This is a genomic window from Comamonas sp., assembly GCF_036666375.1.
GTDB lineage: Bacteria > Pseudomonadota > Gammaproteobacteria > Burkholderiales > Burkholderiaceae_C > Comamonas.
Map to the genome: position 1 here is coordinate 3,121 of NZ_JAVWWA010000066.1, position 23,938 is coordinate 27,058.

Sequence of the window (23,938 nt, forward strand, 5' to 3'; positions counted from 1 at the left end):
GGCGCGGCCGGCATCGGCAGGCTGGCCCGCACCTTCGAGCACCGGGCAGGTGGTCTCGTCGCCATCGATGAACTGCTCGCACAGCACTTCGGGGTCGTACTGCGACGCCAGTGCATAGGCCTGGGCGCATTCCTCGGCGCTCGTGACCTTGGTCAGGCCAATGGTCGAGCCTTCGCGCGCGGGCTTGACGATCATGGGCGCGCCCAGCACGGCCAGCGCCTGGCTGGTTTCCTCGGCGCTGGCGACCAGACGCCAGTCGGGTGTGGGCAGGCCTTCGAAGCGCCAGATGCGCTTGGTCATGATCTTGTCCATGGCGATGCTCGAAGCCATCACGCCCGGGCCCGTGTAGGGGATGTCGAGCAGTTCCAGCGCGCCCTGCACCGTGCCGTCTTCACCGAAGCGGCCGTGCAGCGCGATGAAGCAGCGCGCAAAGCCTTCGGCCTTGAGCGCCGACAGGTCGCGCTCGGCGGGATCGAACGCATGCGCGTCGACGCCGCGCGCGCGCAGCGCGGCCAGCACGCCGCTGCCCGACATCAGCGAGACTTCGCGCTCGGACGAGCGCCCGCCCATCAGCACCGCGACCTTGCCCAGTGCGCCCACATCGATATTCATATTCGCCTTCGCGTCCAATCCGCTCATATCCCGACCTTCTCTTCGACTGGCTGTTCAGCCTGATCCATCATCAGCACGACCTTGGCCGGCACCGTGCCTATCGAGCCCGCGCCCATGCACAGCACGACATCGCCGGCGCGCGCGTTGTCGACGATCGCCTGGGGCAGATCGCCGACGTTCTCGACGAACACCGGCTCCACGCGCCCGGCCACGCGCAGCGCGCGCGCCAGCGAGCGGCCGTCGGCGGCCACGATGGGCGCCTCGCCGGCCGCATAGACTTCGGTCAGCAGCACCAGATCGGCCGCGCCTATGACCTTGACGAAATCCTCGAAACAGTCGCGCGTGCGGCTGTAGCGGTGCGGCTGGAACGCGAGCACCAGGCGCTGGCCGGGAAACGCGCCGCGCGCCGCGGCCAGCGTCGCCGCCATTTCAACCGGATGGTGGCCGTAGTCGTCGATCACGGTGAAATGGCCGCCGTCGCGGCTGGGCAGCTCGCCATAGCGCTGGAAGCGCCGGCCCACGCCCTTGAAATTGAGCAGCGCGCGCAGCAGCGCGTCGTCGGCGATCTCGAGCTCCATCGCCACGGCCACGGCCGCGAGCGCATTGAGCACGTTGTGCTCGCCCGGCAGGCTCAGCACCACGTCGAGATCGGGGTAGCTGCCGTTGCCCGGCTGGCCTTCGCGGCGCACGGTGAAATGCATTTCGCCGCCGCGCGCCTGCACGTTGACGGCGCGCACCTGCGCGTCTTCGCTGAAGCCGTAGGTGGTCATGGGGCGCGCGACGCTGGTCAGAATGTCGCGCACCGCGGGGCTGTCCATGCAGAGAATGGCGCGGCCGTAGAACGGCATGCGGTGCAGGAACTCGACAAACGCGCTCTTGAGCCGGCCGAAGTCATGGCCGTAGGTTTCCATGTGATCGGCGTCGATGTTCGTGACCACGGCCATGCAGGGCAGCAGGTTCAGGAACGAGGCGTCCGACTCGTCGGCCTCGACGACGATGTAGTCGCCCTGGCCCAGCTGGGCATTCGCGCCCGCGCTGTTGAGCTTGCCGCCGATGACGAAGGTCGGGTCCAGCCCGGCTTCGGCGAGCACGCAGGTCACCAGGCTGGTGGTCGTGGTCTTGCCGTGGGCGCCCGCGATCGCAATGCCCTGCTTGAAGCGCATCAGCTCGGCCAGCATCAGCGCGCGCGGCACGACGGGAATTTTTCTGGCGCGCGCGGCCAGCACTTCGGGGTTGTCTGCCTGCACGGCCGTCGAGGTCACGACGACGTCCGCGCCGTCGATGTGCTTGGCCTCATGGCCCACGCAGGTGGTGATGCCCAGGCCCTTGAGGCGCTGCAGGCTCGGGCTGTCGACCAGGTCGGAGCCCGAAATATGGTAGCCAAGGTTCTTCAGGACCTCGGCGATGCCGCTCATTCCCGAGCCGCCGAGACCGACGAAATGGATGTGGTGGATGGCGTGTTTCATCGCGCCAACTCCTCGCACGCGCGCACCACCGCGGTGGTCGCCTCAATCTTTTGCATGTTCTTCGCTTGTTCTGCGCGCTCCAAAAGCGTGGAGCGCTGCATATTTTGTAGCATATTGGACAACATTTCCGCGCCCAGTTCTCCCTGGGGCAGCAACCATCCACCGCCGGCGTCAACTATGAAGCGCGCATTGGTGGTCTGGTGGTCGTCCACGGCCGACGGAAACGGCACATAGACCGCGGCCGCACCCACGGCGGCGATCTCGGTCACGGTGCTTGCGCCCGCGCGGCAGACGATCACATCGGCGTCGGCGAACGCCTGGGCGGTGTCGTCGATGAAGGGCGTGAGCGTCGCCTCCACGCCCGCGGCGGCGTAGTTTGCGCGCAACGCATCGATCTGCTTGGCGCCGCTCTGGTGCAGCACCTGCGGGCGCAAGTCGGCGGGAATCAGCGCCAGCGCCTGGGGCACGACATCATTGAGCGCACGCGCGCCCAGGCTGCCGCCCACGACCAGCAGGCGCAGCGGGCCGCTGCGTCCCGCGAAGCGCGCGGCCGGCAGCGGCTGCGACGTGAACGCCGGGCGCAGCGGATTGCCCACCCATTGGCCCTTGGCAAAGACCTTGGGAAACGCCGTGAACACCCGGTCGGCAACGCCGGCAAGAACGCGGTTGGCCATGCCCGCGACCGAGTTCTGTTCATGCAGCACCAATGGCTTGCCGGCCAGCACGGCCATCATGCCGCCAGGAAAGCTGATGTAGCCGCCCAGGCCCACGACCACGTCGGGCTTGACGCGGCGCACCACGGCCAGCGCCTGCCAGAACGCCTTGAGCAGGCGCAGCGGCAGCAGCGCCAGCGTCACCACGCCTTTGCCGCGCACCCCGGAAAAGTCTATGGTCTCGAGCGTGAAGCCCTGGGCCGGCACCAGGCGCGACTCCATGCTGTCCGGCGCGCCCAGCCAGTGCACCTGCCAGCCGCGCTCGCGCAGCGCCTGGGCCACGGCCAGGCCGGGGAAGATGTGGCCGCCGGTGCCGCCGGCCATGATCAATGCGGTCTTGCTCATGGATGTCCTCCGCGCATGAGTTCCTTGTTTTCGTAATCCACGCGCAACACCACGGCCAGCGCCACCAAATTCATCAGGATGGCCGACCCGCCGAAACTCATGAACGGCAGCGTCAGCCCCTTGGTCGGCAGCGCCCCGAGATTCACACCCATGTTGATGAAGGCCTGAAAGCCCACCCAGACGGCCACGCCCTGCGCGACCAGGCCGGAAAACACCCGGTCCAGCGCGACCGCGCGCCGGCCTATGTGCATGATGCGGCGCGTGATCCAGAGGAACATGATGATCAGCGTCAGCACGCCGATCAGGCCGAACTCCTCGCCGATCACGGCCAGCAGAAAGTCGGTATGCGCTTCGGGCAGCCAGTGCAGTTTCTCGACGCTGCGGCCCAGGCCCACGCCGAAGATCTCGCCGCGGCCGATGGCGATCAGCGCATGCGAGAGCTGGTAGCCCTTGCCCAGCGCGTGTTTCTCGTCCCAGGGGTTGAGGTAGGCGAAGATGCGCTCGCGCCGCCATTCGGAGAAGCCGATGATGATGACGAAGGCCACGACCACCAGGAACGCGATCAGGAAGAACATGCGCGCGTTCACGCCGCCCAGGAACAGGATGCCCATGGCGATCACCACGATCACCATGAACGCGCCCATGTCGGGCTCGGCCAGCAGCAGCACGCCGACCACCACCACGGCCGCGCCCATGGGCAGCACCGCGCGGAAGAAGCGCTCCTTGACGGCCATCTTGCGCACCATGTAGTCGGCCGCATAGATCAATACCGCGAACTTCGCGAGCTCCGACGGCTGGAAGTTCATGATGCCCAGCGACAGCCAGCGGCGCGCGCCGTTGACCACGGTGCCCACATGCGGAATCAGCACCGCGACCAGCAGGATCAGCGAGACCAGGAACAGCTTGCGCGCCATGCGCTCCCAGGTGACCATGGACACCTGGAAGGCCAGCAGCGCGCCGACAAACGCCATGCCTATGGACATGCTGTGGCGCAGCAGGAAATGGGTGGGCGCGATCTTGCCGAAGCGCGGGTTGTCGGGCATCGCGATCGACGCCGAGTAGACCATCACGATGCTCCAGGCAAGCAGGCCTATCACCATCCAGATCAGCGCCTGGTCCAGGCCCAGCACGCTCGCGGGCGTGACCGTGGGGCGGCGATACTGCGGCCCGCCCACGCGCACCGGCAGCACATCGACGGCCTTTTCCGAGATGCCGCCAAACCAGGCGGCCATGCGCTGCGAGATGGAAGCGGTGCTCACACCCAGCCCTCCAGGTCATGGCCGGCGTCGTGCGCCAGGCCTTCCACCGCCAGCACGAACTGGCGCGCGCGGTCTTCATAGTCCTTGAACATGTCGAAGCTCGCGCAGGCCGGCGACATCAGCACCGCCTCGCCGGGGCGCGCCTGCGCATGGGCCAGCGCCACGGCCTGGGCCATGGAGTCGGCCGCGAGCAGCGGCACGCCGCTGGCCTCGAGCGCCGCGCGAATCAGCGGCGCGTCGCGCCCTATCAGCACCACGGCGCGCGCATAGCGCGCCACGGGCGCGGCCAGCGGCGAGAAATCCTGGCCCTTGCCTTCGCCGCCCATGATCACCACCAGACGGCGGTCGGCGCCCAGGCCGGTGAGCGCAGCCACGGTCGCGCCGACATTCGTGCCCTTGCTGTCGTCAAAGAACTCGACTTCGCCGACCACGCCCACGGGCTCGACGCGGTGCGGCTCGCCGCGGTATTCGCGCAGGCCGTAGAGCATGGGGCCCAGGGCGCAGCCCGCGGCCGAGGCCAGGGCCAGCGCCGACAGCGCGTTGATGGCGTTGTGCCGCCCGCGTATGCGCAGCGCGTCGGCGGGCATCAACCGCTGGAAATGCAGATCGTCCTGCGCCGCCTTGGCGCGCTTGCCGGTTTCGTCGGCTTCAAGCGCGCGCACCAGCCAGGCCATGCCGGCAACGACTTCGATGCCGAAGTCGCCGGGGCGGCGCGGCATGTCGCCGCCAAAGGTGACATGCTGGCGCTCCTGGGGGCGCTGCAGCTTGACGCGCGTGGGCGCGGGCAGCATCTGCATCACGACCGGGTCTTCGCGGTTGAGAATCATCAGGCCGTCGCCGAAAATCCGCGCCTTGGACGCGGCATAGGCTTCGACGCTACCATGCCAGTCGAGATGGTCCTGGCTGATGTTGAGCACGGTCGCGGCCGTGGGCGAGAAGCCCGTCGCGGCATCGAGCTGGAAGCTCGAGAGTTCAAGCACCCAGGCCTGGGGCAGCGTGCAGTCATCGATATGGCCGGAAAGCGTGTCGAGCAGCGTGGGGCCGATGTTGCCGGCCACGGCCACGGTCTTGCCCGCATGCGCGAGCAGTTGGCCCGTGAGCGAAGTGACCGTGGTCTTGCCGTTGGTGCCGGTGATCGCCAGCACCGCGGGCTGGTAGCCATGGCCCCGGGCCAGCGACTGCAGCGCCAGCGCAAACAGATCGAGCTCGCCGCCCTGGCGCAGGCCCTGGGCCTGGGCCGCGGCCAGCACGGGTGCAAGCTGCTCGGGGCTCAGTCCCGGCGAGCGGTAGACCGCGGCGAAATTCTGGCCGTCAAGCAGCGACGCATCAAACGCACCGGCGACGAAGCGCACCTGGGGCAGCTCCTGCGCCAGAACCGCCAGCTGGGGCGGCGCCTGGCGTGTATCGGCCACGGTCACCTGCGCGCCCAGCCGCGCGCACCAGCGCGCCATCGCCAGGCCCGAGGCGCCCAGGCCCAGCACCAGCAGTTGCTGGCCGGCCAGCGGCAAGTCCTGCTCATCGGTCGCCTGCGGCCAGCCCGCGGGCACGGGCGGCAGTTCGGGCACGGCTTCGGCTGGTGCGGCCTGCGCCGCCGCAGTGGCTTGGTCCTCCACCGCGGGCGCGGCCACCTGCGCAAAGATCTGCGCGACGAACGCCGCCGCGTCTTCGGCCGCACGCAGGCTCGACAGCGGCGGCACGGGTGCTGCCGGCGCCGACAGCTCGGCTGCGGGCAGCGGCTCGGCCATGTCGGCGACCTCGGCCGGCAAGGGAGCGGCTGGCGCCGATTCGCCGGGCTCGACCGATGCGGGCAGCACGGGGTCTTCCTGCACCCGGGCTTCTTCAGGCGCGAGCACGGCATCGTCCGGCGCCAGGGCGTCGGTGGGCACAGGAGTGAGGTGGGGGGTATTCATCGCAGTTTCAGCGTCGACAGGCCGACCAGGCACAGCAGCATGGTGATGATCCAGAAACGCGTCACGACCTGCGTTTCCTTCCAGCCGCTCTTCTCGAAATGGTGGTGCAGCGGCGCCATCTTCAGCAGGCGCCGGCCCTGGCCGTAGCGCTTCTTGGTGTACTTGAACCAGACCACCTGCAGCATCACCGACACCGCCTCGGCAACGAAGATGCCGCCCATGATGGCCAGCACGATTTCCTGGCGCACGATCACCGCGATGGTGCCCAGCGCGCCGCCCAGCGCCAGCGCGCCCACGTCACCCATGAACACCTGGGCCGGGTGGGCGTTGAACCAGAGGAAGGCCAGTCCCGCGCCGGCCATGGCCGCGCAGAAGATCAGCAGCTCGCCCGAGCCGGCGATGTGCGGGAACAGCAGGTACTTGGCGAAGTTGACGCTGCCCGTGACATAGGCAAACACGCCCAGCGCCGAGCCGACCATGATCACCGGCATGATCGCCAGGCCGTCGAGACCGTCGGTCAGGTTGACCGCGTTGCTCGCGCCGACAATCACCAGATAGGTCATGATCACGAAGCCCAGCACGCCCAGCGGGTAGCTGACTTCCTTGAAGAACGGCACCAGCAGGCCGGCCTTGGACGGCAGGTCCATGGAGAAGCCCGACTGCACCCAGCGGATGAACAGCTCGAACACCTGCACGTTGCTGTTCTCGGAAATGCTGAACACCAGATACAGCGCGGCCAGCAGGCCGATCACCGACTGCCAGAAATACTTCTCGCCCGAACGCATGCCTTCGGGGTCCTTGTTGACGACCTTGCGCCAGTCATCGACCCAGCCGATGGCACCGAAGCCCAGCGTCACCAGCAGCACGATCCAGACAAAGCGGTTCGACAGCTCGAACCACAGCAGCGTGGAAATCGCGATCGACAGCAGGATCAGCACGCCGCCCATGGTGGGCGTGCCGCTCTTGGCGAGATGGGTCTCCATGCCGTAGCCACGAATGGGCTGGCCTATCTTCAGCGAGGCCAGCAGGCGGATCACGCGCGGGCCGGCCGCCAGGCCGATCACCAGCGCGGTCAGCGCGGCCATCACGGCGCGCAGCGTCAGATATTGAAAAACGCGCAGGAAACCGAATTCCGGCGAAAGACCTTGCAACCATTGAAAAAGCATCAGCAGCATGCGGCCTCCGATGCTGCGCTGTCCGCACAGGCCGAAACCGCCTGCACCACCTGTTCCATCTTCATGAACCGAGATCCCTTGATCAACAGGCTGCCCACCGCGGGCAGCCCTTCGCGCACCGCTGCAAGCAGCGCTGCCATGTCTTCGAAATGCTGTGCCGCGGCGCCGCAGGCAGCGACCGCATGCGTGCTTTGCGCGCCCAGCGCCAGCAGCCGCTCTATCCCTTTTTCACGCGCATAGGCACCGGCTTCGGCGTGGAACTGCGGCCCCTGGTCGCCGACTTCGCCCATGTCGCCCATCACCAGCCAGCGCGGCGCGGGCAGCTCGGCCAGCACGTCGATCGCGGCGCGCATCGAGTCGGGGTTGGCGTTGTAGCTGTCATCGACCACCGTGACGTCGTGGCCTGCCACCCGCACGCTGAACGCGCGCGAACGGCCGGTCACGGGAACAAAGGCGTTCAGGCCCGCGGCGATCGCCGCCAGCGGCACGCCCGCGGCCAGCGCGCAGGCCGTGGCGGCCAGCGCGTTGCGCACGTTGTGCCGGCCCGCGATCTGCAGCCGGGCATCAAAAGCGCCCGCCGGCGTGGCGATGCGCACCTGCCACGCGCCCTGCTCCCACTCTGCCCGCAGCGCATGCACCTGGGCACCGCTGTCCTGGTCGCCAAACAGCAGGCAGGCACGCGTTTGCGCCAGGGCCTGCCACACGGGGGTGAATTCTTCGCCGGCCGGAAACACCGCCACGCCGTCGGCGGGCAGCGCCTCCAGCACGCTGCCGTTCTCCTCGGCCACGGCCTGCACGGTGTGCATGAACTCAAGGTGTTCGCGCTGGGCGTTGTTGACCAGCGCCACCGTGGGCCTGGCAATGCGCGCCAGCTCGGCGATTTCACCGGGGTGGTTCATGCCCAGCTCGATCACCGCCAGACTGTGCGCGCCGTTCAGGCGCAGCAGCGTCAAGGGCACGCCAATGGCATTGTTGAAGTTGCCGCGCGTCGCCAGCGCCTGCTCGCCCGCCTGGGCCGACAGGATGGCCGCGATCATCTGCGTGACCGTGGTCTTGCCGTTGCTGCCGGTGACCGCGATCAGCGGCAACGAAAACTGCGCGCGCCAGGCCGAGGCCAGCGCGCCCAGCGCGGCCAGGCTGTCATCGACTTCTATGCCCGGCAGGCCGGCTTCGGCCAGGCGGCCGGGATGGGCCAGGGCCGCGGCCGCGCCGCTGTCCCTGGCCTGGGCCAGGAAATCATTGGCGTCGAAACGCTCGCCCTTGAGGGCCACGAACAGATCGCCGGGCTGCAGGCTGCGCGTATCGGTGTGCACGCGCGCGAGCCGGGTTTCGCCATCGCCGACGAGGCGGGCCTGGGGGATCTGGGACTGGATCAGGGCCAGCGCTTGGTTCAGGGTCATCATGACCGTTTCATTCCTTCTCGCGCCGACAGCGCCTTGCGCGCTTCGGCCATGTCGGAGAACGCGCGCTTGACGCCCGCGGTCTCCTGGTATTCCTCATGTCCCTTGCCGGCGATCAGCACCACGTCCTTGGCGCCGGCTTCGCCCAGCGCGTAGGCAATGGCGGCCGCGCGGTCGGACTCCGAATGCAGATTGGCGGACGGCGACATGCCGCCCAGGATCTGGGCAATGATCGCGTCGGGGTCTTCGCCGCGCGGATTGTCGCTGGTCACGACCACGCCGTCGGCATGGCGCTGGGCCATTTCGCCCATCAGCGGGCGCTTGCCCGCGTCGCGGTTGCCGCCGCAGCCGAAAACGCACCACAGCCGGCCGCCGCGCTGGCGCGCCGCGGGCCGCAAGGCCTTGAGCGCCTGCTCGAGCGCGTCGGGCGTATGGGCATAGTCGACGGCCACCAGCGGTTTGCCGGCTTCGGCGATCTGCTGCATGCGCCCGGGCACGGGCTCGAGCTGGTCGCAGGCGGCGACCGCCTGGTCCAGGCTCAGGCCCAGCGCGCGCAGCGCGGCAATCACGCCCAGCAGGTTGGCAACGTTGTACTGGCCCACCAGACGCGTCCTGAGCACATGGCTGTGCGCGTCCTCGATCACCGTGAACTGCAGGCCCTCGCGGCCCAGGCTGATGTCCTTTGCCTGCAGGCGCGCCGGGCCTTGCGTGGAGACGCTCCAGACATCAAGGTCGCGCGACTGCAGGCTGGCCCACAGGCGTGCGCCATGCGCGTCGTCGACATTGATGACCGCGGCCTCCAGGCCCGGCCAGTCGAACAAGGCCTTCTTGGCTTCCCAATAGGCCTGCATGTTCAGGTGGTAGTCGAGATGGTCCTGGGTGAAATTGGTGAAGATCGCCACGCGTATGCGCGTGCCCGCGAGCCGGTGCTCGGCCAGTCCAATGGACGAAGCTTCCATCGCGCAGGCGGCCACGCCCGCATCGACATATTCGCGCAGCACGCGCTGCAGGCGCACGGGATCGGGCGTGGTCAGGCCCGTGTCTTCGAGCCGCGGCGGCACGCCCACGCCCAGCGTGCCGACCATGGCGCAGCCCTGGCGGCCGTCGAAGCCGCGCTGCGCCAGCGCGTGCGCCAGCCACCAGGCGGTCGTGGTCTTGCCGTTGGTGCCGGTCACGGCCAGCACCTGCAGCTGCTCGCTGGGGCGGTCGTACCAGAGCGCCGCGATCTCGCCGCTCGCGGCCTTGAGACCGGGCACGGCAGCAATGCGCTCATCGGAAAAATCAAAGGCTTCGACGCCCTGGGCTTCGACCAGGCAGGCCGCGGCGCCGCGCGCCAGCGCCTGGGCCACATGCGCGCGGCCGTCGGTCGCCGCGCCGGGCCAGGCAATGAAGGCATCGCCCTTGGCGACCTGGCGGCTGTCGGTCTGCAGCCGTCCCGTGATGCGGCCGCGCAGCCATTGCACGGCTTCGGTCGCCGAAGTCAGTTGCACCATGCTCATAGCGACTCCTCCACCGGGTTGGCGACGATCTGCGGCACGACGGCCACGTCGGGCTGCACGCCCATCAGCCGCAGCGTCTGCTGCACGACTTCACTGAACACGGGTGCGGCGACCGTGCCGCCGTAGACGCTGCCCGTGGTGGGTTCGTCGACCATCACGGAAACGATCACGCGCGGCTTGTCTACGGGCGCCAGGCCCGTGAACCAGGCGCGGTACTTGCCGGCCGCATAGTTCTTGCCGACCTGCTTGCGCGCCGTGCCCGACTTGCCGCCCACCGAATAGCCCACGGTCTGGGCCTTCTGGCCGGTACCGCCGGGGCCGGCGGCCAGCGCCAGCATCTGGCGCACCTGGTTGGCCGTGCGTTCGGAGAAGATGGGCACGCCCACGGGCGGTTCGTCGCGCTTGAGCATGGTTGCGGGAATCACGCGGCCGTCGTTGGCGAACACCGTGTACGAACGCGTCATCTGCAGCAGACTGGCCGACAGACCGTAGCCGTACGACATCGTCGCCTGCTCCACCGGCCGCCAGGTCTTGTAGGGGCGCAGCCGGCCGCTGGCCGCGCCGGGGAAGGAAATCTGCGGCTTCTGGCCGAAGCCCACCGCGGAGAAGCCTTCCCACATCTGCTGCGCCGTGAGCTGCTGGGAAATCTTGGTCGTGCCGACGTTGCTCGACTTCTGGATCACGCCGGCGACCGTCAGCAGACCGTAGTTGTGCGTGTCGGAAATCGTCGAGCCGGTCACGTTGATACGTCCGGGCGTGGTGTCGATAGGCGTGTCGGGCTTGAACTTTCCGGTCTCGAGCGCGATGCCGACGGTGATGGGCTTCATCGTCGAGCCGGGCTCGAACACATCGGTGATCGCACGGTTGCGCAGCTGTTCGCCCGTCAGGTTCTTGCGCTTGTCGGGCACATAGCTGGGGTAGTTGGCCAGCGCCAGCAGCTCGCCGGTGCGCGCGTCCATGACCACCACGCTGCCGGCCTTGGCCTTGAACTTCTCGACCTGGTCGCGCAGCTTCTGGTAGGCGAAATACTGCACCTTGCTGTCGATCGACAGCTGGATGTCCTGGCCGTCCATGGGCGGCACTTCCTCGCCCACGCCTTCGACGACCCGGCCCATGCGGTCCTTGATCACGCGGCGCGAACCGGCCTTGCCGCCGAGTTCCTTGTTGAACGCCAGCTCCATGCCTTCCTGGCCCTGGTCCTCGACGTTGGTGAAGCCGACGACGTGGGCCGCGGGTTCGCCTTCGGGGTACTGGCGCTTGTATTCCTTGCGCTGGTAGATGCCCTTGATGCCCAGCGCCTTGATCTGCTCGCCTATGTCCCAGTCGAGCTGGCGCTTGATCCAGACAAAGGTCTTGTCCTCGTCGGCGAGCTTGGCTTCAAGGGCCGCAGGCGTCATTTCGAGCAGCTTGGCGAGCTGCGGCATCTTGGCGCGGACTTCGGGATCTTCCTTGTCCACGTCTTCGGGAATGGCCCAGATGCTGGCCGCGGGGACGCTGGACGCCAGGATCAGGCCGTTGCGGTCGAGAATGCGACCGCGGTTGGCCGGCAGCTCCAGCGTGCGCGCGAAGCGCACCTCACCCTGGCGCTGAAAAAAGTCGTTGCCGAACACCTGGACATAGGCAGCGCGTGCGCCCAGACCGACAAAGCCCAGCGCCAGCATGGCGACGATCATCTTGCTGCGCCACAGCGGCGTCTTGCTCGCGAGCAAGGGGCTGGAGGTGTAGAGCACGCTGCGCGTCATTGCGCGGCCTCCGAGCGGGCGTTGTCCTGCACATACTGCGTGATGGCGGGCGTGGCCGGAAACATCTTGAGCTGATCGCGCGCCAGCACTTCGACGCGCTGGGGCGTGGCCTGGGCGCGCTTTTCGACTTCGAGGCGCTGGTTCTCGGTCGCGAGCCGGCGCGACTCGTTGATCGAGCGGTCGAGCTCGGTGAACAGCCGGCGCGATTCATACTGGGAATGCACCAGGAAAATGGCGCTGGCCATCACGGCCAGCAGCAGCACGAGGTTCAGACGCAGCATGGCCGGCCTTTCTGCGCGCGCACTGCCATGCCGGCCGGCGCACCGGCAGGGCAAAGAAGGCCGGGACGCGCGAGCAACTTCATGCGGGCACCTCGGTGCGCTGCGCCACGCGCATCACGGCGGAGCGCGAGCGCGGGTTGGCCGCGACTTCGGCGGCGCTGGGCTTGATGCGCTCGAGTCCGACCAAGCGCATGGGCACGGGCGGCGCGAACGGCGCGCGCCGGTCGAACACTTCCTTGGAATGCTTGGCGATGAACTGCTTGACGATGCGGTCCTCGAGCGAATGGAAGCTGATCACCACCAGCCGGCCGCCGGGCGCGAGCACGCGCAGGCTGGCTTCTAGCGCCTGCTCAAGTTCCTGCAATTCGGCATTGATGAAAATCCGAAGAGCCTGAAATGTGCGGGTGGCGGGGTTCTGGCCCGCCTCACGCGTGCGGACGGCGCCAGCCACGAGCTCGGTAAGCTCGCCGGTGGTTGCGATAGGGCCTTTTTCCTCGCGCCGCGCAACAATCGCCTTTGCAATAGGCCCAGCAAACCGTTCTTCGCCATAGTCACGTATCACCTCCGCAATCTGCTGCATTTCCGCATCGGCCAGCCATTCGGCTACGCTCTGGCCACGCGTGGTGTCCATGCGCATGTCGAGCGGCGCGTCGAAACGGAAACTGAAGCCGCGCTCGGGCGTGTCGATCTGGGGCGAGCTCACGCCCAGATCCATCAGCACGCCTTGCACGCTGGCGGTGGGCAGATCAGCCAGATGGCTGAAGCCCTCGTGTTGAATGGAAAAACGCGCATCGGTGATGCGCGCAGCTTCCTGGATGGCCTCGGGGTCCTTGTCGAAGGCCCTGAGCCGGCCTTCGGGCCCCAATCGCTCGAGGATGAGCCGGGAGTGGCCCCCTCGTCCGAAGGTCCCGTCGACAAACTCGCCCGCGGGTGACTCGCCGGCTGCGCCCAGCAGGGCATCTACCGCTTCATCGAGCAGTACCGTAATGTGTTGGAGGGGCTGGTTCAATCGCACGCCCTTTTTTAGAAAGCAAAATCCTGGAAAACGTCGGGCATCTGGGCCTGCATGGCCTGTGCCTCCTGGGCGTCATAAGTGGCTTTGTCCCAAAGCTCGAAGTGGTTGCCCATTCCCAACAGCACGGCGTCCCGCGTCAGACCCACGGCCTGGCGCAGCTCGGGCGAGATCAGCACGCGGCCGGTCCCGTCCATGTCGACGTCCATGGCGTTGCCCAGGAAAATCCGCTTCCACCATTGCGCGGACATCGGCAGCTGGGCGATGCGGTCGCGAAACAGCAGCCATTGCGGCCGGGGGAACAGCATGAGACAGCCATGGGGATGCTTGGTGATCGTGACCTGCCCTTGGGCCATCTCGTTCAAGGCGTCACGATGCCGGGTCGGCACGGAAAGCCGACCCTTCGCGTCGAGACTGAGCGAAGAGGCCCCTTGAAACATGAATTGCCCTTGACTGGCTGCCGCCGTTCACCGCCTAAAACCGCCGGGAACGGCAAGTTTCACCACTTAATTGCACTTTTTTCCACTGTAGCAGCAAATCATGAACAGGCCACAGGGGGTGTGACAATTATTTGCAATGAAATCAAGGACTTAGAACGCAATCGAAACCTGCTTTTAGGCAAAAACTCCTTGCCCCATAAGCACTTACTCAATTCACTGCATGTGAAACCTGAGCCGCCTCCGGTATGCAGATGCACACACGAAGTGCGGTCAGGCGTATACAAGCGTTAACGCCACTGGGCCTTTCGCCCAGCAAACGTTACAGAATGAAACGAGAGAGATCTTCGTCCTGGCTCAGCGTTTCCAGGCGCGCATCGACATAGGCGGCGTCGACAGTGATGGTCTGGCCCGAGAGCTTGACCGCGTCGAAACTGATCTCGTCGAGCAGCCTTTCCATGACGGTCGACAGCCGGCGCGCGCCGATGTTCTCGGTGCTCTCGTTGACATGGAACGCGGTGTGCGCGAGCCGCGTGATGCCCTCGGGCGTGAACTCCAGCGTCACGCCTTCGGTGGCCAGCAGCGCCTGGTACTGCTTGACCAGCGACGCATGGGTCGATGTCAGGATGGCCTCGAAATCCTGCACCGACAGCGATTCGAGCTCGACGCGGATGGGGAAGCGCCCCTGCAGCTCGGGGATCAGGTCGCTGGGCTTGGACAGATGGAACGCGCCCGAAGCGATGAACAGGATGTGGTCGGTCTTGACCATGCCGTACTTGGTCGAGACCGTCGTGCCCTCGACCAGCGGCAGCAGATCGCGCTGCACGCCCTGGCGCGAGACGTCGGAGCCGCTGGTTTCCTGGCGCGTCGCGACCTTGTCGATCTCGTCGATGAAGACAATGCCGTTCTGCTCGGCATTGGCGATCGCGCGGGTCCGGATGTCTTCCTCGTTGACCATCTTGCCGGCTTCCTCATCGGTCAGCAGCTTGAGCGCTTCGGCAATCTTGATCTTGCGCGTGTGGCGGCGCTCCTGGCCCATCTGGCTGAACATGCCGCGCAGCTGCTCGGCCATCTCTTCCATGCCCTGCGGGCCCATGATCTCGAGCTGCGGCCGCGAGTCGGCGAGGTCGATCTCGATTTCCTTGTCGTCGAGCTGGCCTTCGCGCAGCTTCTTGCGAAACACCTGGCGCGCCGTGCTGTCTACCGGCGCATCGCCGGTGCGCGCCTGGGGCAGCAGCACATCGAGGATGCGGTCTTCGGCCGCGTCTTCGGCGCGCGCGCGCAGCTTGCGGATTTCCCATTCACGCGTCTGCTTCACGGCGATTTCGGCCAGGTCGCGAATGATGGCGTCGACGTCCTTGCCGACATAGCCGACTTCGGTGAATTTCGTCGCTTCGACCTTGATGAACGGCGCATCGGCAAGCCGCGCCAGGCGGCGCGCGATTTCGGTCTTGCCGACGCCGGTCGGGCCGATCATCAGAATGTTCTTGGGCGTGATTTCCTGACGCAGGTCGCCTTCGACCTGCTGGCGGCGCCAGCGGTTGCGCAGCGCGATCGCCACGGCGCGCTTGGCACCTTGCTGACCGACGATGTGGTTGTCGAGTTCGGAAACGATTTCCTGGGGAGTCATTGACATGGTGTTCTCGGTTCAATCGGCCTGCGGCGCGCAGCGGCAGGCAGGCAACAAGGGATCAGAGCGTTTCAATCGTGTGGTGCATGTTGGTGTAGATGCACAGCTCACCCGCGATCTCGAGCGACTTCTTGACGATCTCGGCTGCGCCCAGGTCGGTATTGGTCAGCAGCGCCTTGGCGGCCGAATGCGCATAGGCGCCGCCGGACCCGATGGCCACGATGCCCTGCTCGGGCTCGAGCACGTCGCCATTGCCGGTGATGATCAGCGAGGCGCTCTTGTCGGCCACGGCCAGCATGGCTTCGAGGCGGCGCAGCACGCGGTCGGTGCGCCAGTCCTTGGTGAGCTCGATGGCCGCGCGCGTCAGATTGCCCTGGTGCTTCTCGAGCTTGGCCTCGAAGCGCTCGAACAGCGTGAAGGCATCGGCCGTGGCGCCCGCAAAACCCGCGAGCACGGTGCCGTGATAGAGGCGGCGCACCTTGCGCGCCGTGCCCTTGACCACGATGTTGCCCAGGGTGACCTGGCCGTCGCCGCCAATGGCGACCTGAATGCCGTCCGCCGTCTGGCGACGGACGCTGATGATGGTGGTGCCGTGATACTGTTCCATAGCGTTGCCAGTTGGGGGTGGATGCGCGGATTGCAAGCCCGGCCGCGCGTCGCGGCACTCAATCGTCGCGCGTATGCAGCTGGGCGTGGTCGCTGACGCCGATCATGCCGAAGAACACCGCCACCAGATGGTGCACGCGTTCGAAATGCAGCTCGATTCCCTGGGCCTGCATTTGCGCCGACCAGTTGAGCACCGACCCCGCGGCCGCGAAATCCAGGCGTATCAGCTCGGAGCAGTCGACGACCAGCGGGCGACCGGGCAGCGCCTGGCTCTCCAGCGCCACGAGCCAGGGCGTGGCATCGCTTTCAATGCAACCGGCCAGACCGCCGCCGACCGGGACCTCGGCCAACGGCTCGGGGGCCGCAGGGACTTGCTCGAGCGCGTCGAGGTAGGTGCTGCGCGGCTGCGTCCATGACGGCGGCGAAACTTCGTAGGTCACGCAGTAGTCGAGCGCAACCTGCTCGAACCCGTCGTGCTGCTCCATGAGCCGCAGCATCGCCATGCGCAGCCGCCAGCCGTCCTCGGACGCTGCGCGCTCGCCGCACACGGTCAATGCCTGCAGTCGCCGCTCCAGCACCTGGGCATCGAGAAAAATGATCTGGCCCGGCGTCTGCGCCCACTCGTCGACCAGACGCTCCAACGGCACCAATGCGTCGGCATCGATGCGCTCCAGCGCGGCCCACACCAGGGTCCAGGGCGCGGCGGCCGCGGCCTTGGCGCGCTGCAGCGCGGCGACCGACTGGCGCGTGAGCTGCGCCGGCGCGGCCCAGCGCCATGCACGCACGCCCGTGCCGGCCGCCACAGCGCCGGGCTGCACCCAGCTGCAACGCGCGGACAGCGCAAACCACAGCGGCGCGGAACGCCCGAAACGCGCGGCGAAATCGATGGCCCGCTCTTCAAAGCGCTCGGCCATGCCCGCGGCGCGGTACAAGTCGAACAAGGCCTGCCACACGGGCTGCTGCAGCGCGGGCTGGGCCGCCCGCTGCGCGAGCAAGGCCAGCAGCGCGGCTTCGGCCCCCATGGCGTCCCCGTTCGCAAACGCAATCGCCGCGGCTTCGAACTCGGGGTCATGCACGAAGACCGGCCTGGGGAGGGCGTCCGGCGGCGCGGCGCGGTTCCATGCAGGCGGGTCAAGGGGTTCGGTCGCGGGAAAATTCGTCGTCAGCGCCGGGCGTTCGGATTCGCCGGCCGCAGCGGCGGGCGGCACGGGCGCGTGCGCATGCCAGTCCAGCGGCGCGGTCAGCGCGAAACCGGGCTGCGCGGCGCCTGCGTCGAGCGCAGCGCCGTACGGCACATCGGCTGCCGCGGGAACATGCACCGAATCGGCCTGGGGAAAGGATGAAAGAAGATACATGGGCAGCGTCGACGCATCGGCCGGCTGCTTGTTGCGCCACCATTGCTGGGACATCTGCTCTTCGATGGCATCGATCTTCTGCAGCATGACTGCTCGCGTGTCGGGCGAGGCGATGTTGCCTTGCAGGCTGGTCGACGGGCCTGCGCTTTCGCTCAGGACTTCGGCACCGCTGGCGGACTGCGCCTCCTGCTGGCGCAGTTTGCGCAGTTGCTCGAATTCACGCTGGCGCACGAAATCATTGCGGCGCTTGCGTTCCAGCGTCTGCCGCAGCAACTGCTTGTCGGCCGGCTCCGGCGGCGCATCCGCCTGCGCGCCCAGCTCCGACCAGTGCAGCGTGGGGTGGCGCACAAAGCGAGCCACCTTGGAAAAAAGGCCACCGGGCTTGCCGTCATCCGTACTCATAGAGGGTCAGCGTAGCGCAAGTGGCCTGGGGCGTGGAAACGAATGTCCCTCAGTCCCCGAACATCTTCTGCTTGAGCTCGCGGCGCTGCTGGGCTTCGAGCGACAGCGTGGCCGTGGGACGGGCCAGCAGGCGGCCGACACCGATGGGCTCGCCGGTCTCGTCGCAGTAGCCGTAATCGCCAGCGTCGATGCGGGTGATCGACTGTTCGATCTTCTTGAGCAGCTTGCGTTCGCGGTCACGCGTGCGCAGTTCGAGCGCATGCTCTTCCTCGATGGTCGCGCGGTCGGCGGGATCGGGAACGACAACGGTGTCTTCGCGCAGGTTTTCGGCTGTCTCACCGGCGTTGTTGTGCATGTCCTGCTTGAGCAACACGAGCTTGTGGCGGAAAAACGCCATCTGCTTGTCGTTCATGTACTCTTCTTCGGGCATGGCCAGGACTTCAGCGTCGGTCAGCTCTTCCGCAGATTTGGTCTTCCAGTTGTTTGCCAATTGAGGATCTTTCTTTGCAGCAATCAATGAAGGCGCTTGCATGGTTGTGGGCATGGTGTTGATGTAGCTGGCTTTGGCGGCATCGAAGGCTGCGGCCGCGGCCATGGAGGGTACGGTCAATTGGGTCAACCGAGCGGATGGACGGGTGCTGCGAGCGAGGCCGCCGGCAGCAACGGTCGAAGGAGGCACAGAAGGGGCCGTGGCTTGGGGCTCGGGCACGTTCGCGACCTGGGTAGCGGTCTTGGCAGATACTTTCGCTGCAGCTTTTTTGGCGGCAGCGGGTTTGGCAACTGCGTTCACTTTGCGGGTTTCAGCATTCACTTCCAGTCTCCTCTCGGTACGCCCAGCCCCTGGCAGGGGAACAAGTCCCAGGGGGGACTCGCCATCCGGGTTCTCTTTAGGGGCGCGATTGTATCGACCACAAGCGAAAGCCAACGAACCGTTGCATATAACCCACATACGGGTAATCCACAGAACGCCGGCTTTTGCCCTCAAATCCCGTCAAAAAAAGGCATTTTCCTACAAAATAAATCTGCCAGCTTGAGCGAAAACAACCAGACGAGTGTCAGACCAGACACTGGTCCAGGCCCGAGCGCAGGATGTCCTGCGGCAGGTCGATGCCGATGAAAACCATCTTGCTCTGGCGCTTTTCGGCAGCGTCCCAGGCCGGGCCCAGATCGCTGCCCATCAGCTGGTGCACGCCCTGGAAAATCACCTTGCGTTCCGTACCCTGCATGTTCAGCACGCCCTTGTAGCGCAGCATCTTGGGGCCGTAGATATTGACGATGGCGCCCAGGAAATCCTCGAGCTTCGCCGGATCGAACGCACGGTCGGCACGGTAGACGAAGCTCTTCACGTCGTCATCGTGGTGATGGTGGTGCACGTGATTGCAGGCTTCGCCGGGAGCGTGGTCATGGCCCGCGTGGGCGTCATGGCCGTGGTCGTCGTGCGCGCAATGGCCGTGGTCGTGGTCGCAGTCGCCGTGATCCGCGTGGTCATGCGCGTGATCGTGGGCATGGCCGTCGTCTTCCTTGAGGAAGTCGGGGTCGATGTCGAGCTTGGCGTTGAGGTTGAAGCCGCGCAGGTCCAGCACCTGGCTCAGCGGCACGGCGCCGAAATGCACGGCCTGGATGGGCGCGCGCGGATTCATGTGCTTGAGGCGGTGGATCAGCGCCTGCTGCTCGTCGTCGCTGACCAGGTCGGTCTTGGACAGGAAGATCTGGTCGGCAAAGCCCACCTGGCGGCGCGCTTCCTGGCGTGTGTCGAGCTGCTGGCCCGCATGCTTGGCATCGACCAGCGTGATGATGGAGTCGATCAGGTAGGACTCGGCGACTTCGTCGTCCATGAAGAAGGTCTGGGCCACGGGGCCGGGGTCGGCAACACCCGTGGTCTCGATGATGATGCGGTCGAACTCGACCATGCCCTTGCGGCGCTTGGCGGCCAGCAGCTGCAGCGTCTCGCGCAGATCTTCACGGATGGTGCAGCAGATGCAGCCGTTGCTCATCTGCACGATCTGTTCCTTGGACTCCGTCTTGAGGATGTCGGAATCGATGTTTTCTTCACCGAACTCGTTTTCGATCACGGCGATCTTCTGGCCATGGGCTTCGCTCAGCACGCGCTTGAGCAGCGTGGTCTTGCCCGAGCCGAGAAAGCCCGTGAGGATGGTGACAGGAATGAGAGACATGGAATCGCCTAGAAAGTAAATGCTCAACGCGCGCCGGACACAGGCGCCTGCGCGTCCCAACGGACCGCAGGCCCTGCCTGAAACAGGGAATGTGGGGAGTTTAGCGGCGGTTTCAAGGGCTGCCCCGGCCCGCCTGGCGCAAGCCCGTGCGCGATGCCGACGTCCCATCTTCCCCTGCAGCGCGGTGAGCGGGTGCTAGCGCCCCGGGTCTATCAACTGGCGCAGCGCATCGCTCCACAGCGCATGGGCGGGCCCGGTGGCGGTGTGGCCGTACGGCGTCTGCATCTCCACATAGCGCAGCGCCCCCGCCACCCCCGCGAGGTCGGAAGTGTGGCTGGCGCTGGGCGCAAACAGCGTGTCCGTGCTGGCAATGACATGCAGCACATCGGCGCGGATCTGCGCCAGGCGGGCGCGCACATCGAAAGCCAGCCCGGCCTTGAGCAGCACCACCAGCGCACCCGGATCGAACTCGCGCGCCCAGCCGTCGGCCATGGCATCGATGCGCTGCGCGCGCGCCGCCGCATCCAGCCCCTGGTCCTGCAGCACGGCGTCCATTCCGTAGGTCATCAGGGTCTGGGTGCGCAGCGCATGCAGCGTGGCCTGCATCTGCGCTGGCTGCGGGTAGGCGCCGGCGCGCCAGGCGGGGTCGGCGCCGAGTTGCGCCTCGAGCACGTCGAGGTCGGTGTACGCATTGCGCGCAAAGAACGGCCCCGAGGCAATGACGCCGATGGCGTCGACCATGTCGGCGTGGTCCACGGCCCATTGCAGCGCCTGGAAACCGCCATACGACGGGCCGACGACGGCGCGCAGGTGGCGCACGCCCAGGCGCTCGAGCAGCCGGCGCTGCACGCCCACGATGTCGGCAAAGCTGATGTCGGGAAAATCGTAGCCGTACGGCCTGCCGCTGCGCGGGTCGATGCTGGCCGGCCCGGTGGTGCCGTAGCTGGACCCGAGGATGTTCGAGCAGACGACGAAGAAGCGATCGGTGTCCAGCGGCTTGCCCGGCCCGATCAACGGCGCCCAGGAGCCTTCGGCCACGCCCGTGCCATGCGCGAGCATCTGATGGCTGGCGGTATAGCCGTGGGTGGCCAGGATGGCGTTGCGCCCGTCCGGCGCCAGGCGGCCATAGGTCGCGTAGGCCACCGTGACTTCGGGAAGCTCCACGCCGCTGTGCAATGCATAAGGCCCGATGGACAGGCGCGCGTCGGGTTCACGGGAAGAATGGTTCATGCGCTTCATTCCGCGCTGATGTTGGAGTCGCGGATGATGCGCAGCATCTTTGCCGTGTCGTTGCGCACAAAGGCATCGAATTCCGCCGGCGCCATATTGGCCACCACCCAGCCGTCGGCCTCCAGCGAGGCGCGGATTTCTGGGCGCTGCAGCGCCGCCTGGACCACGGCACGCAGCTTTTCCACCACGTGCGCCGGCGTTCCCTTGGGCGCCGCGACCCCGCCCCAGGAAATTGCCACCACGTCGGCGTAGCCCGACTCGACGAAAGTGGGGACGTTCGGGTAGGCCGGATTCCTTTGCGCGCTCGACACCGCCAGGGCCTTGAGCTTGCCGGCCTTGATGTACGGCAGCGCCGCGTCCTGATTGATGGGCATCAGCGGCGTCACGCCCGCCAGCACGTCCTGCAGCGCGGGCGCCCCGCCCTTGTACGCCACATGCGTGAAGCGGACATTGGCGGCATGCTGGAACATCTCCATCAGCAGATGGCCGGAGGTGCCGACCCCGCCGCTGGCGAAATTGATGGACCCGGGCTGCGCCTTGGCGCGGGCCACCAGCTGCGCAAGATTCTCGGCGGGAAATTCGGGCCGTGCGACCAGCACGTTGGGCCCGAAGGCCAAGGGCGCGACCTGCACGAAATCCTTGAGGAAATCATATTTGAGCTTGTACAGGCCGGCCCCGATGGAGTTGAAAACGCCACTGAGCAGCAGCGTATAGCCGTCGGCTGGCGCGCCCGCCACCGATGCCGTGCCCAGCGTGCTGCCCGCGCCGGCGCGGTTCTCGACCACCAGCGGCTGGCCCAGCGCCTTGAGGAAATCCGGCGCCAGCATGCGGCCCAGGCGATCCGAGGCACCGCCGGCGGCCGCCGGCACGATGAGCTTCACGGGCCTGGACGGCCAGGCGGCCGGCTGGCCAAGGCCCAGTGCAGGCAGGGTGCCCAGGCCGGCGGCCAGGGCGGCCATGAAGGCGCGGCGATCTTGAAGCGGCATTTTTGTCTCCTTTTAAACGTGATGGTACCGGTACCATAACGGCGCGCGACAAAAATCTCTTAGGGGTTTGCACCGACTCAGGTCGTGCCCCGGGTGATGATGGAAAAGCCGGTGTTCTCGGCCACGGCCGCGCGCGGCTGGCCTTCGATGCGCGCCAGGATGCACTCGGCGGCACGCTGCCCTATGGCGCCGCCGTGCAGGCGAATGGAGGAAAGCGCGGGCTCGAGGTCGGCGGCAAACGGCAGATCGCCCACGCCCAATATCGCCAGATCGCGCGGCACGCTGAGCCGGCGCTGCTGCGCTTCGATCAGCACGCCCATGGCCAGCATGTCCGAGCTGCAAAAGACGCTGTCCACGCCGCCTTCGGCGTCCAGGAACCGTGCCAGCCCCTCGCGCCCGCTGCGCAAGGTGGCAGGCGCCTTGACCATGTGCAGCTGGGGCGGCGCCAGGCCCAGTTCCTTGGCGGCGGCCACAAAGCCGTGGCGCCGCTGCAGCGAACGCATGTCATCGGCTCCCAGCAGCGCAATGCGCCGGCGCCCGCGCTGGTGAAAGTAATGTGCCGCGGCGCGCGCCATCTCCTCGTGGGAGAAGCCCACCAGCATGTCCACCGGGTCGGGCGAAAAGTCCCAGGTTTCCACCACCGGCACGCCGCTGGCGCGCAGCCTTTGCCGGCGCTCCTCTCCGGTCAGCAGGCCGGTCAGCACGAAAGCCGCCGGCCGGCGGCCGAGAAAGGTCTCGAGCACCGAATCCAGGCGCTCGTTGTTGTAGCCGGTCTGGCCCAGCAGCATCTGGTAGCCATGGGCATCCAGCGTGTCCTCTAGCGCCTGCAGCAGCGGATGCAGGGTCAGGGTCGAGATGGCCGGCACGAGCGCCGCCACCAGCCGGCTGTTGCCCGAAGACAGCGCTCCGGCAATGAGATTGGGCACGTAGCCGCTGGCCTGCACCGCCTGCTGCACGCGCTCGCGCACCGCCTCGGACACCAGGGCGGGGTTGCTGATCGCGCGCGAGACCGTCATGGGCGCGACGCCGGCCAGCTGCGCGACGTCCCTGATGGTTACCTGCCCGGTCTTTCGGCGCCGCGATCGCAAGGAAGAACTGGATTCGTCGGTAACCATGGCCGAATTCTAGTACGCCGGGCGCTGCCGGCGCGGCGCGCGCTCAGCGCTTGCGGCGCGCGCGCGGATGGGCATTTTCATAGGCCTGGGCCAGGTGCTGGAAGTCGAGCCGGGTGTAGATCTGCGTGGTCGCGATGCTGGCATGGCCCAGCAGCTCCTGCACCGCGCGCAGATCGCCGCTGGACTGCAGCAGGTGGCTGGCAAACGAGTGGCGCAGCACATGCGGATGCACCGAGGTCGTCAGTCCCGCCTGGCGCGCGCGTTCGCGCAGCCGCACCCAGACCGACTGGGTCGTGAGCCGCGCGCCGCGCCGGCCTATGAACAGCGCGGGCTCGGGCGCGGCGAAGGGCTGGGCACGCAGCGCCAGCCAGGCCTGCAGCGCGCGCAGCGCCGCCCCGCCCACGGGAACGACGCGCCGCTTGCTGCCCTTGCCGAGAACATGCGCCTCGCCGGCGGCGAAGTCTATCCAGCCGCGCGCCAGCCGTTCGGTGTCCGGGCCGGGCGCGACATCGAGGCCCACGAGTTCCGCGACGCGCAGGCCGCTGCTGTAGAGCAGCTCGGCGATGGCCGCATCGCGCGCTTCAAGCCA

Annotated in this window: 21 protein-coding genes; all 21 read right to left on the bottom strand. The window is 67.1% G+C overall.

The features are described 5' to 3' along the window. Window positions 1-612, bottom strand: a 612-nt coding sequence (locus RR928_RS15805; protein ID WP_442881921.1) for a D-alanine--D-alanine ligase, incomplete at its 3' end; no start/stop codon positions are given. Window positions 613-635: 23 nt separating this feature from the next. Next, window positions 636-2,078 carry a UDP-N-acetylmuramate--L-alanine ligase gene (gene murC, locus RR928_RS15810; RefSeq protein ID WP_332540045.1) on the bottom strand — a complete coding sequence of 481 codons (1,443 nt, stop codon included), beginning with the start codon at window positions 2,076-2,078 and terminating at the stop codon, window positions 636-638. Continuing rightward, window positions 2,075-3,136 (bottom strand): undecaprenyldiphospho-muramoylpentapeptide beta-N-acetylglucosaminyltransferase, encoded by a 1,062-nt coding sequence (murG, locus tag RR928_RS15815; protein WP_332540044.1) that lies wholly within the window; start codon window positions 3,134-3,136, stop codon window positions 2,075-2,077. The genes murC and murG overlap by 4 nt, the downstream gene beginning before the upstream one ends. Further along, on the bottom strand, window positions 3,133-4,368 hold the full coding sequence (gene ftsW, locus RR928_RS15820; protein ID WP_332548812.1) for a putative lipid II flippase FtsW: 1,236 nt from the start codon (window positions 4,366-4,368) through the stop codon (window positions 3,133-3,135). Before ftsW ends, murG begins: the two co-directional genes overlap by 4 nt. 23 nt (window positions 4,369-4,391) lie before the next feature. Continuing rightward, the gene (gene murD / locus RR928_RS15825) at window positions 4,392-6,305 is read right to left on the bottom strand and encodes a UDP-N-acetylmuramoyl-L-alanine--D-glutamate ligase (RefSeq protein ID WP_442881533.1); all 1,914 of its coding nucleotides are present in this window, start codon (window positions 6,303-6,305) and stop codon (window positions 4,392-4,394) included. Then, on the bottom strand, window positions 6,302-7,480 hold the full coding sequence (gene mraY, locus RR928_RS15830; protein ID WP_332539182.1) for a phospho-N-acetylmuramoyl-pentapeptide-transferase: 1,179 nt from the start codon (window positions 7,478-7,480) through the stop codon (window positions 6,302-6,304). The genes murD and mraY overlap by 4 nt, the downstream gene beginning before the upstream one ends. Then, a complete protein-coding gene (locus RR928_RS15835; protein WP_332683251.1) occupies window positions 7,471-8,883 on the bottom strand; it encodes a UDP-N-acetylmuramoyl-tripeptide--D-alanyl-D-alanine ligase in 1,413 nt (470 codons plus the stop codon). Before RR928_RS15835 ends, mraY begins: the two co-directional genes overlap by 10 nt. Further along, window positions 8,880-10,379 carry a UDP-N-acetylmuramoyl-L-alanyl-D-glutamate--2,6-diaminopimelate ligase gene (locus RR928_RS15840; protein WP_332539184.1) on the bottom strand — a complete coding sequence of 500 codons (1,500 nt, stop codon included), beginning with the start codon at window positions 10,377-10,379 and terminating at the stop codon, window positions 8,880-8,882. Before RR928_RS15840 ends, RR928_RS15835 begins: the two co-directional genes overlap by 4 nt. Continuing rightward, entirely contained in the window at window positions 10,376-12,121 is a 1,746-nt protein-coding gene (locus RR928_RS15845; protein WP_332539185.1) for a peptidoglycan D,D-transpeptidase FtsI family protein, read from the bottom strand. Before RR928_RS15845 ends, RR928_RS15840 begins: the two co-directional genes overlap by 4 nt. Further along, entirely contained in the window at window positions 12,118-12,402 is a 285-nt protein-coding gene (gene ftsL / locus RR928_RS15850) for a cell division protein FtsL (protein ID WP_332539187.1), read from the bottom strand. Before ftsL ends, RR928_RS15845 begins: the two co-directional genes overlap by 4 nt. Before the next feature lie 79 nt (window positions 12,403-12,481). Continuing rightward, the gene (gene rsmH / locus RR928_RS15855; protein ID WP_332539188.1) at window positions 12,482-13,411 is read right to left on the bottom strand and encodes a 16S rRNA (cytosine(1402)-N(4))-methyltransferase RsmH; all 930 of its coding nucleotides are present in this window, start codon (window positions 13,409-13,411) and stop codon (window positions 12,482-12,484) included. A gap of 14 nt (window positions 13,412-13,425) precedes the next feature. Continuing rightward, a complete protein-coding gene (gene mraZ / locus RR928_RS15860) occupies window positions 13,426-13,854 on the bottom strand; it encodes a division/cell wall cluster transcriptional repressor MraZ (protein WP_332539189.1) in 429 nt (142 codons plus the stop codon). A 319-nt stretch (window positions 13,855-14,173) separates the two neighbouring features. Beyond that, window positions 14,174-15,487, bottom strand: coding sequence for an ATP-dependent protease ATPase subunit HslU (hslU, locus tag RR928_RS15865; RefSeq protein WP_332539191.1), 1,314 nt, complete (start codon window positions 15,485-15,487; stop codon window positions 14,174-14,176). A 55-nt stretch (window positions 15,488-15,542) separates the two neighbouring features. Continuing rightward, window positions 15,543-16,088: an ATP-dependent protease subunit HslV gene (gene hslV, locus RR928_RS15870; RefSeq protein WP_332549571.1), complete on the bottom strand. Its 546-nt coding sequence runs from the start codon at window positions 16,086-16,088 to the stop codon at window positions 15,543-15,545. Window positions 16,089-16,146: 58 nt separating this feature from the next. Beyond that, window positions 16,147-17,844: an STAS domain-containing protein gene (locus RR928_RS15875; protein WP_332683255.1), complete on the bottom strand. Its 1,698-nt coding sequence runs from the start codon at window positions 17,842-17,844 to the stop codon at window positions 16,147-16,149. Window positions 17,845-17,893: 49 nt separating this feature from the next. Next, a complete protein-coding gene (gene dksA / locus RR928_RS15880; protein WP_442881534.1) occupies window positions 17,894-18,523 on the bottom strand; it encodes an RNA polymerase-binding protein DksA in 630 nt (209 codons plus the stop codon). A 376-nt stretch (window positions 18,524-18,899) separates the two neighbouring features. Further along, a complete protein-coding gene (locus RR928_RS15885) occupies window positions 18,900-20,018 on the bottom strand; it encodes a CobW family GTP-binding protein (protein ID WP_332539197.1) in 1,119 nt (372 codons plus the stop codon). A gap of 195 nt (window positions 20,019-20,213) precedes the next feature. Further along, a complete protein-coding gene (locus RR928_RS15890; RefSeq protein WP_332683258.1) occupies window positions 20,214-21,248 on the bottom strand; it encodes an alpha/beta fold hydrolase in 1,035 nt (344 codons plus the stop codon). 5 nt (window positions 21,249-21,253) lie between these two features. Continuing rightward, window positions 21,254-22,234, bottom strand: coding sequence for a Bug family tripartite tricarboxylate transporter substrate binding protein (locus tag RR928_RS15895; RefSeq protein ID WP_332683260.1), 981 nt, complete (start codon window positions 22,232-22,234; stop codon window positions 21,254-21,256). 77 nt (window positions 22,235-22,311) lie between these two features. After that, window positions 22,312-23,349: a LacI family DNA-binding transcriptional regulator gene (locus RR928_RS15900; protein ID WP_332539202.1), complete on the bottom strand. Its 1,038-nt coding sequence runs from the start codon at window positions 23,347-23,349 to the stop codon at window positions 22,312-22,314. A 43-nt stretch (window positions 23,350-23,392) separates the two neighbouring features. Next, window positions 23,393-23,938 (bottom strand): tyrosine-type recombinase/integrase (locus RR928_RS15905; RefSeq protein ID WP_332539204.1); only part of this gene is annotated, 546 nt, incomplete at its 5' end.

Bases quoted from the DNA above. Each gene is read 5' to 3' on its own strand.
- mraY (WP_332539182.1), bottom strand. From the start codon at position 7,480: ATGCTGCTGATGCTTTTTCAATGGTTGCAAGGTCTTTCGCCGGAATTC.
- ftsL (WP_332539187.1), bottom strand. From the start codon at position 12,402: ATGCTGCGTCTGAACCTCGTGCTGCTGCTGGCCGTGATGGCCAGCGCC.
- murC (WP_332540045.1), bottom strand. From the start codon at position 2,078: ATGAAACACGCCATCCACCACATCCATTTCGTCGGTCTCGGCGGCTCG.
- hslV (WP_332549571.1), bottom strand. From the start codon at position 16,088: ATGGAACAGTATCACGGCACCACCATCATCAGCGTCCGTCGCCAGACG.
- murG (WP_332540044.1), bottom strand. From the start codon at position 3,136: ATGAGCAAGACCGCATTGATCATGGCCGGCGGCACCGGCGGCCACATC.
- RR928_RS15895 (WP_332683260.1), bottom strand. From the start codon at position 22,234: ATGCCGCTTCAAGATCGCCGCGCCTTCATGGCCGCCCTGGCCGCCGGC.
- hslU (WP_332539191.1), bottom strand. From the start codon at position 15,487: ATGTCAATGACTCCCCAGGAAATCGTTTCCGAACTCGACAACCACATC.
- RR928_RS15835 (WP_332683251.1), bottom strand. From the start codon at position 8,883: ATGATGACCCTGAACCAAGCGCTGGCCCTGATCCAGTCCCAGATCCCC.
- ftsW (WP_332548812.1), bottom strand. From the start codon at position 4,368: ATGGCCGCCTGGTTTGGCGGCATCTCGGAAAAGGCCGTCGATGTGCTG.
- RR928_RS15875 (WP_332683255.1), bottom strand. From the start codon at position 17,844: ATGAGTACGGATGACGGCAAGCCCGGTGGCCTTTTTTCCAAGGTGGCT.
- RR928_RS15900 (WP_332539202.1), bottom strand. From the start codon at position 23,349: ATGGTTACCGACGAATCCAGTTCTTCCTTGCGATCGCGGCGCCGAAAG.
- murD (WP_442881533.1), bottom strand. From the start codon at position 6,305: ATGAATACCCCCCACCTCACTCCTGTGCCCACCGACGCCCTGGCGCCG.
- RR928_RS15890 (WP_332683258.1), bottom strand. From the start codon at position 21,248: ATGAACCATTCTTCCCGTGAACCCGACGCGCGCCTGTCCATCGGGCCT.
- RR928_RS15845 (WP_332539185.1), bottom strand. From the start codon at position 12,121: ATGACGCGCAGCGTGCTCTACACCTCCAGCCCCTTGCTCGCGAGCAAG.
- RR928_RS15840 (WP_332539184.1), bottom strand. From the start codon at position 10,379: ATGAGCATGGTGCAACTGACTTCGGCGACCGAAGCCGTGCAATGGCTG.
- RR928_RS15885 (WP_332539197.1), bottom strand. From the start codon at position 20,018: ATGTCTCTCATTCCTGTCACCATCCTCACGGGCTTTCTCGGCTCGGGC.
- mraZ (WP_332539189.1), bottom strand. From the start codon at position 13,854: ATGTTTCAAGGGGCCTCTTCGCTCAGTCTCGACGCGAAGGGTCGGCTT.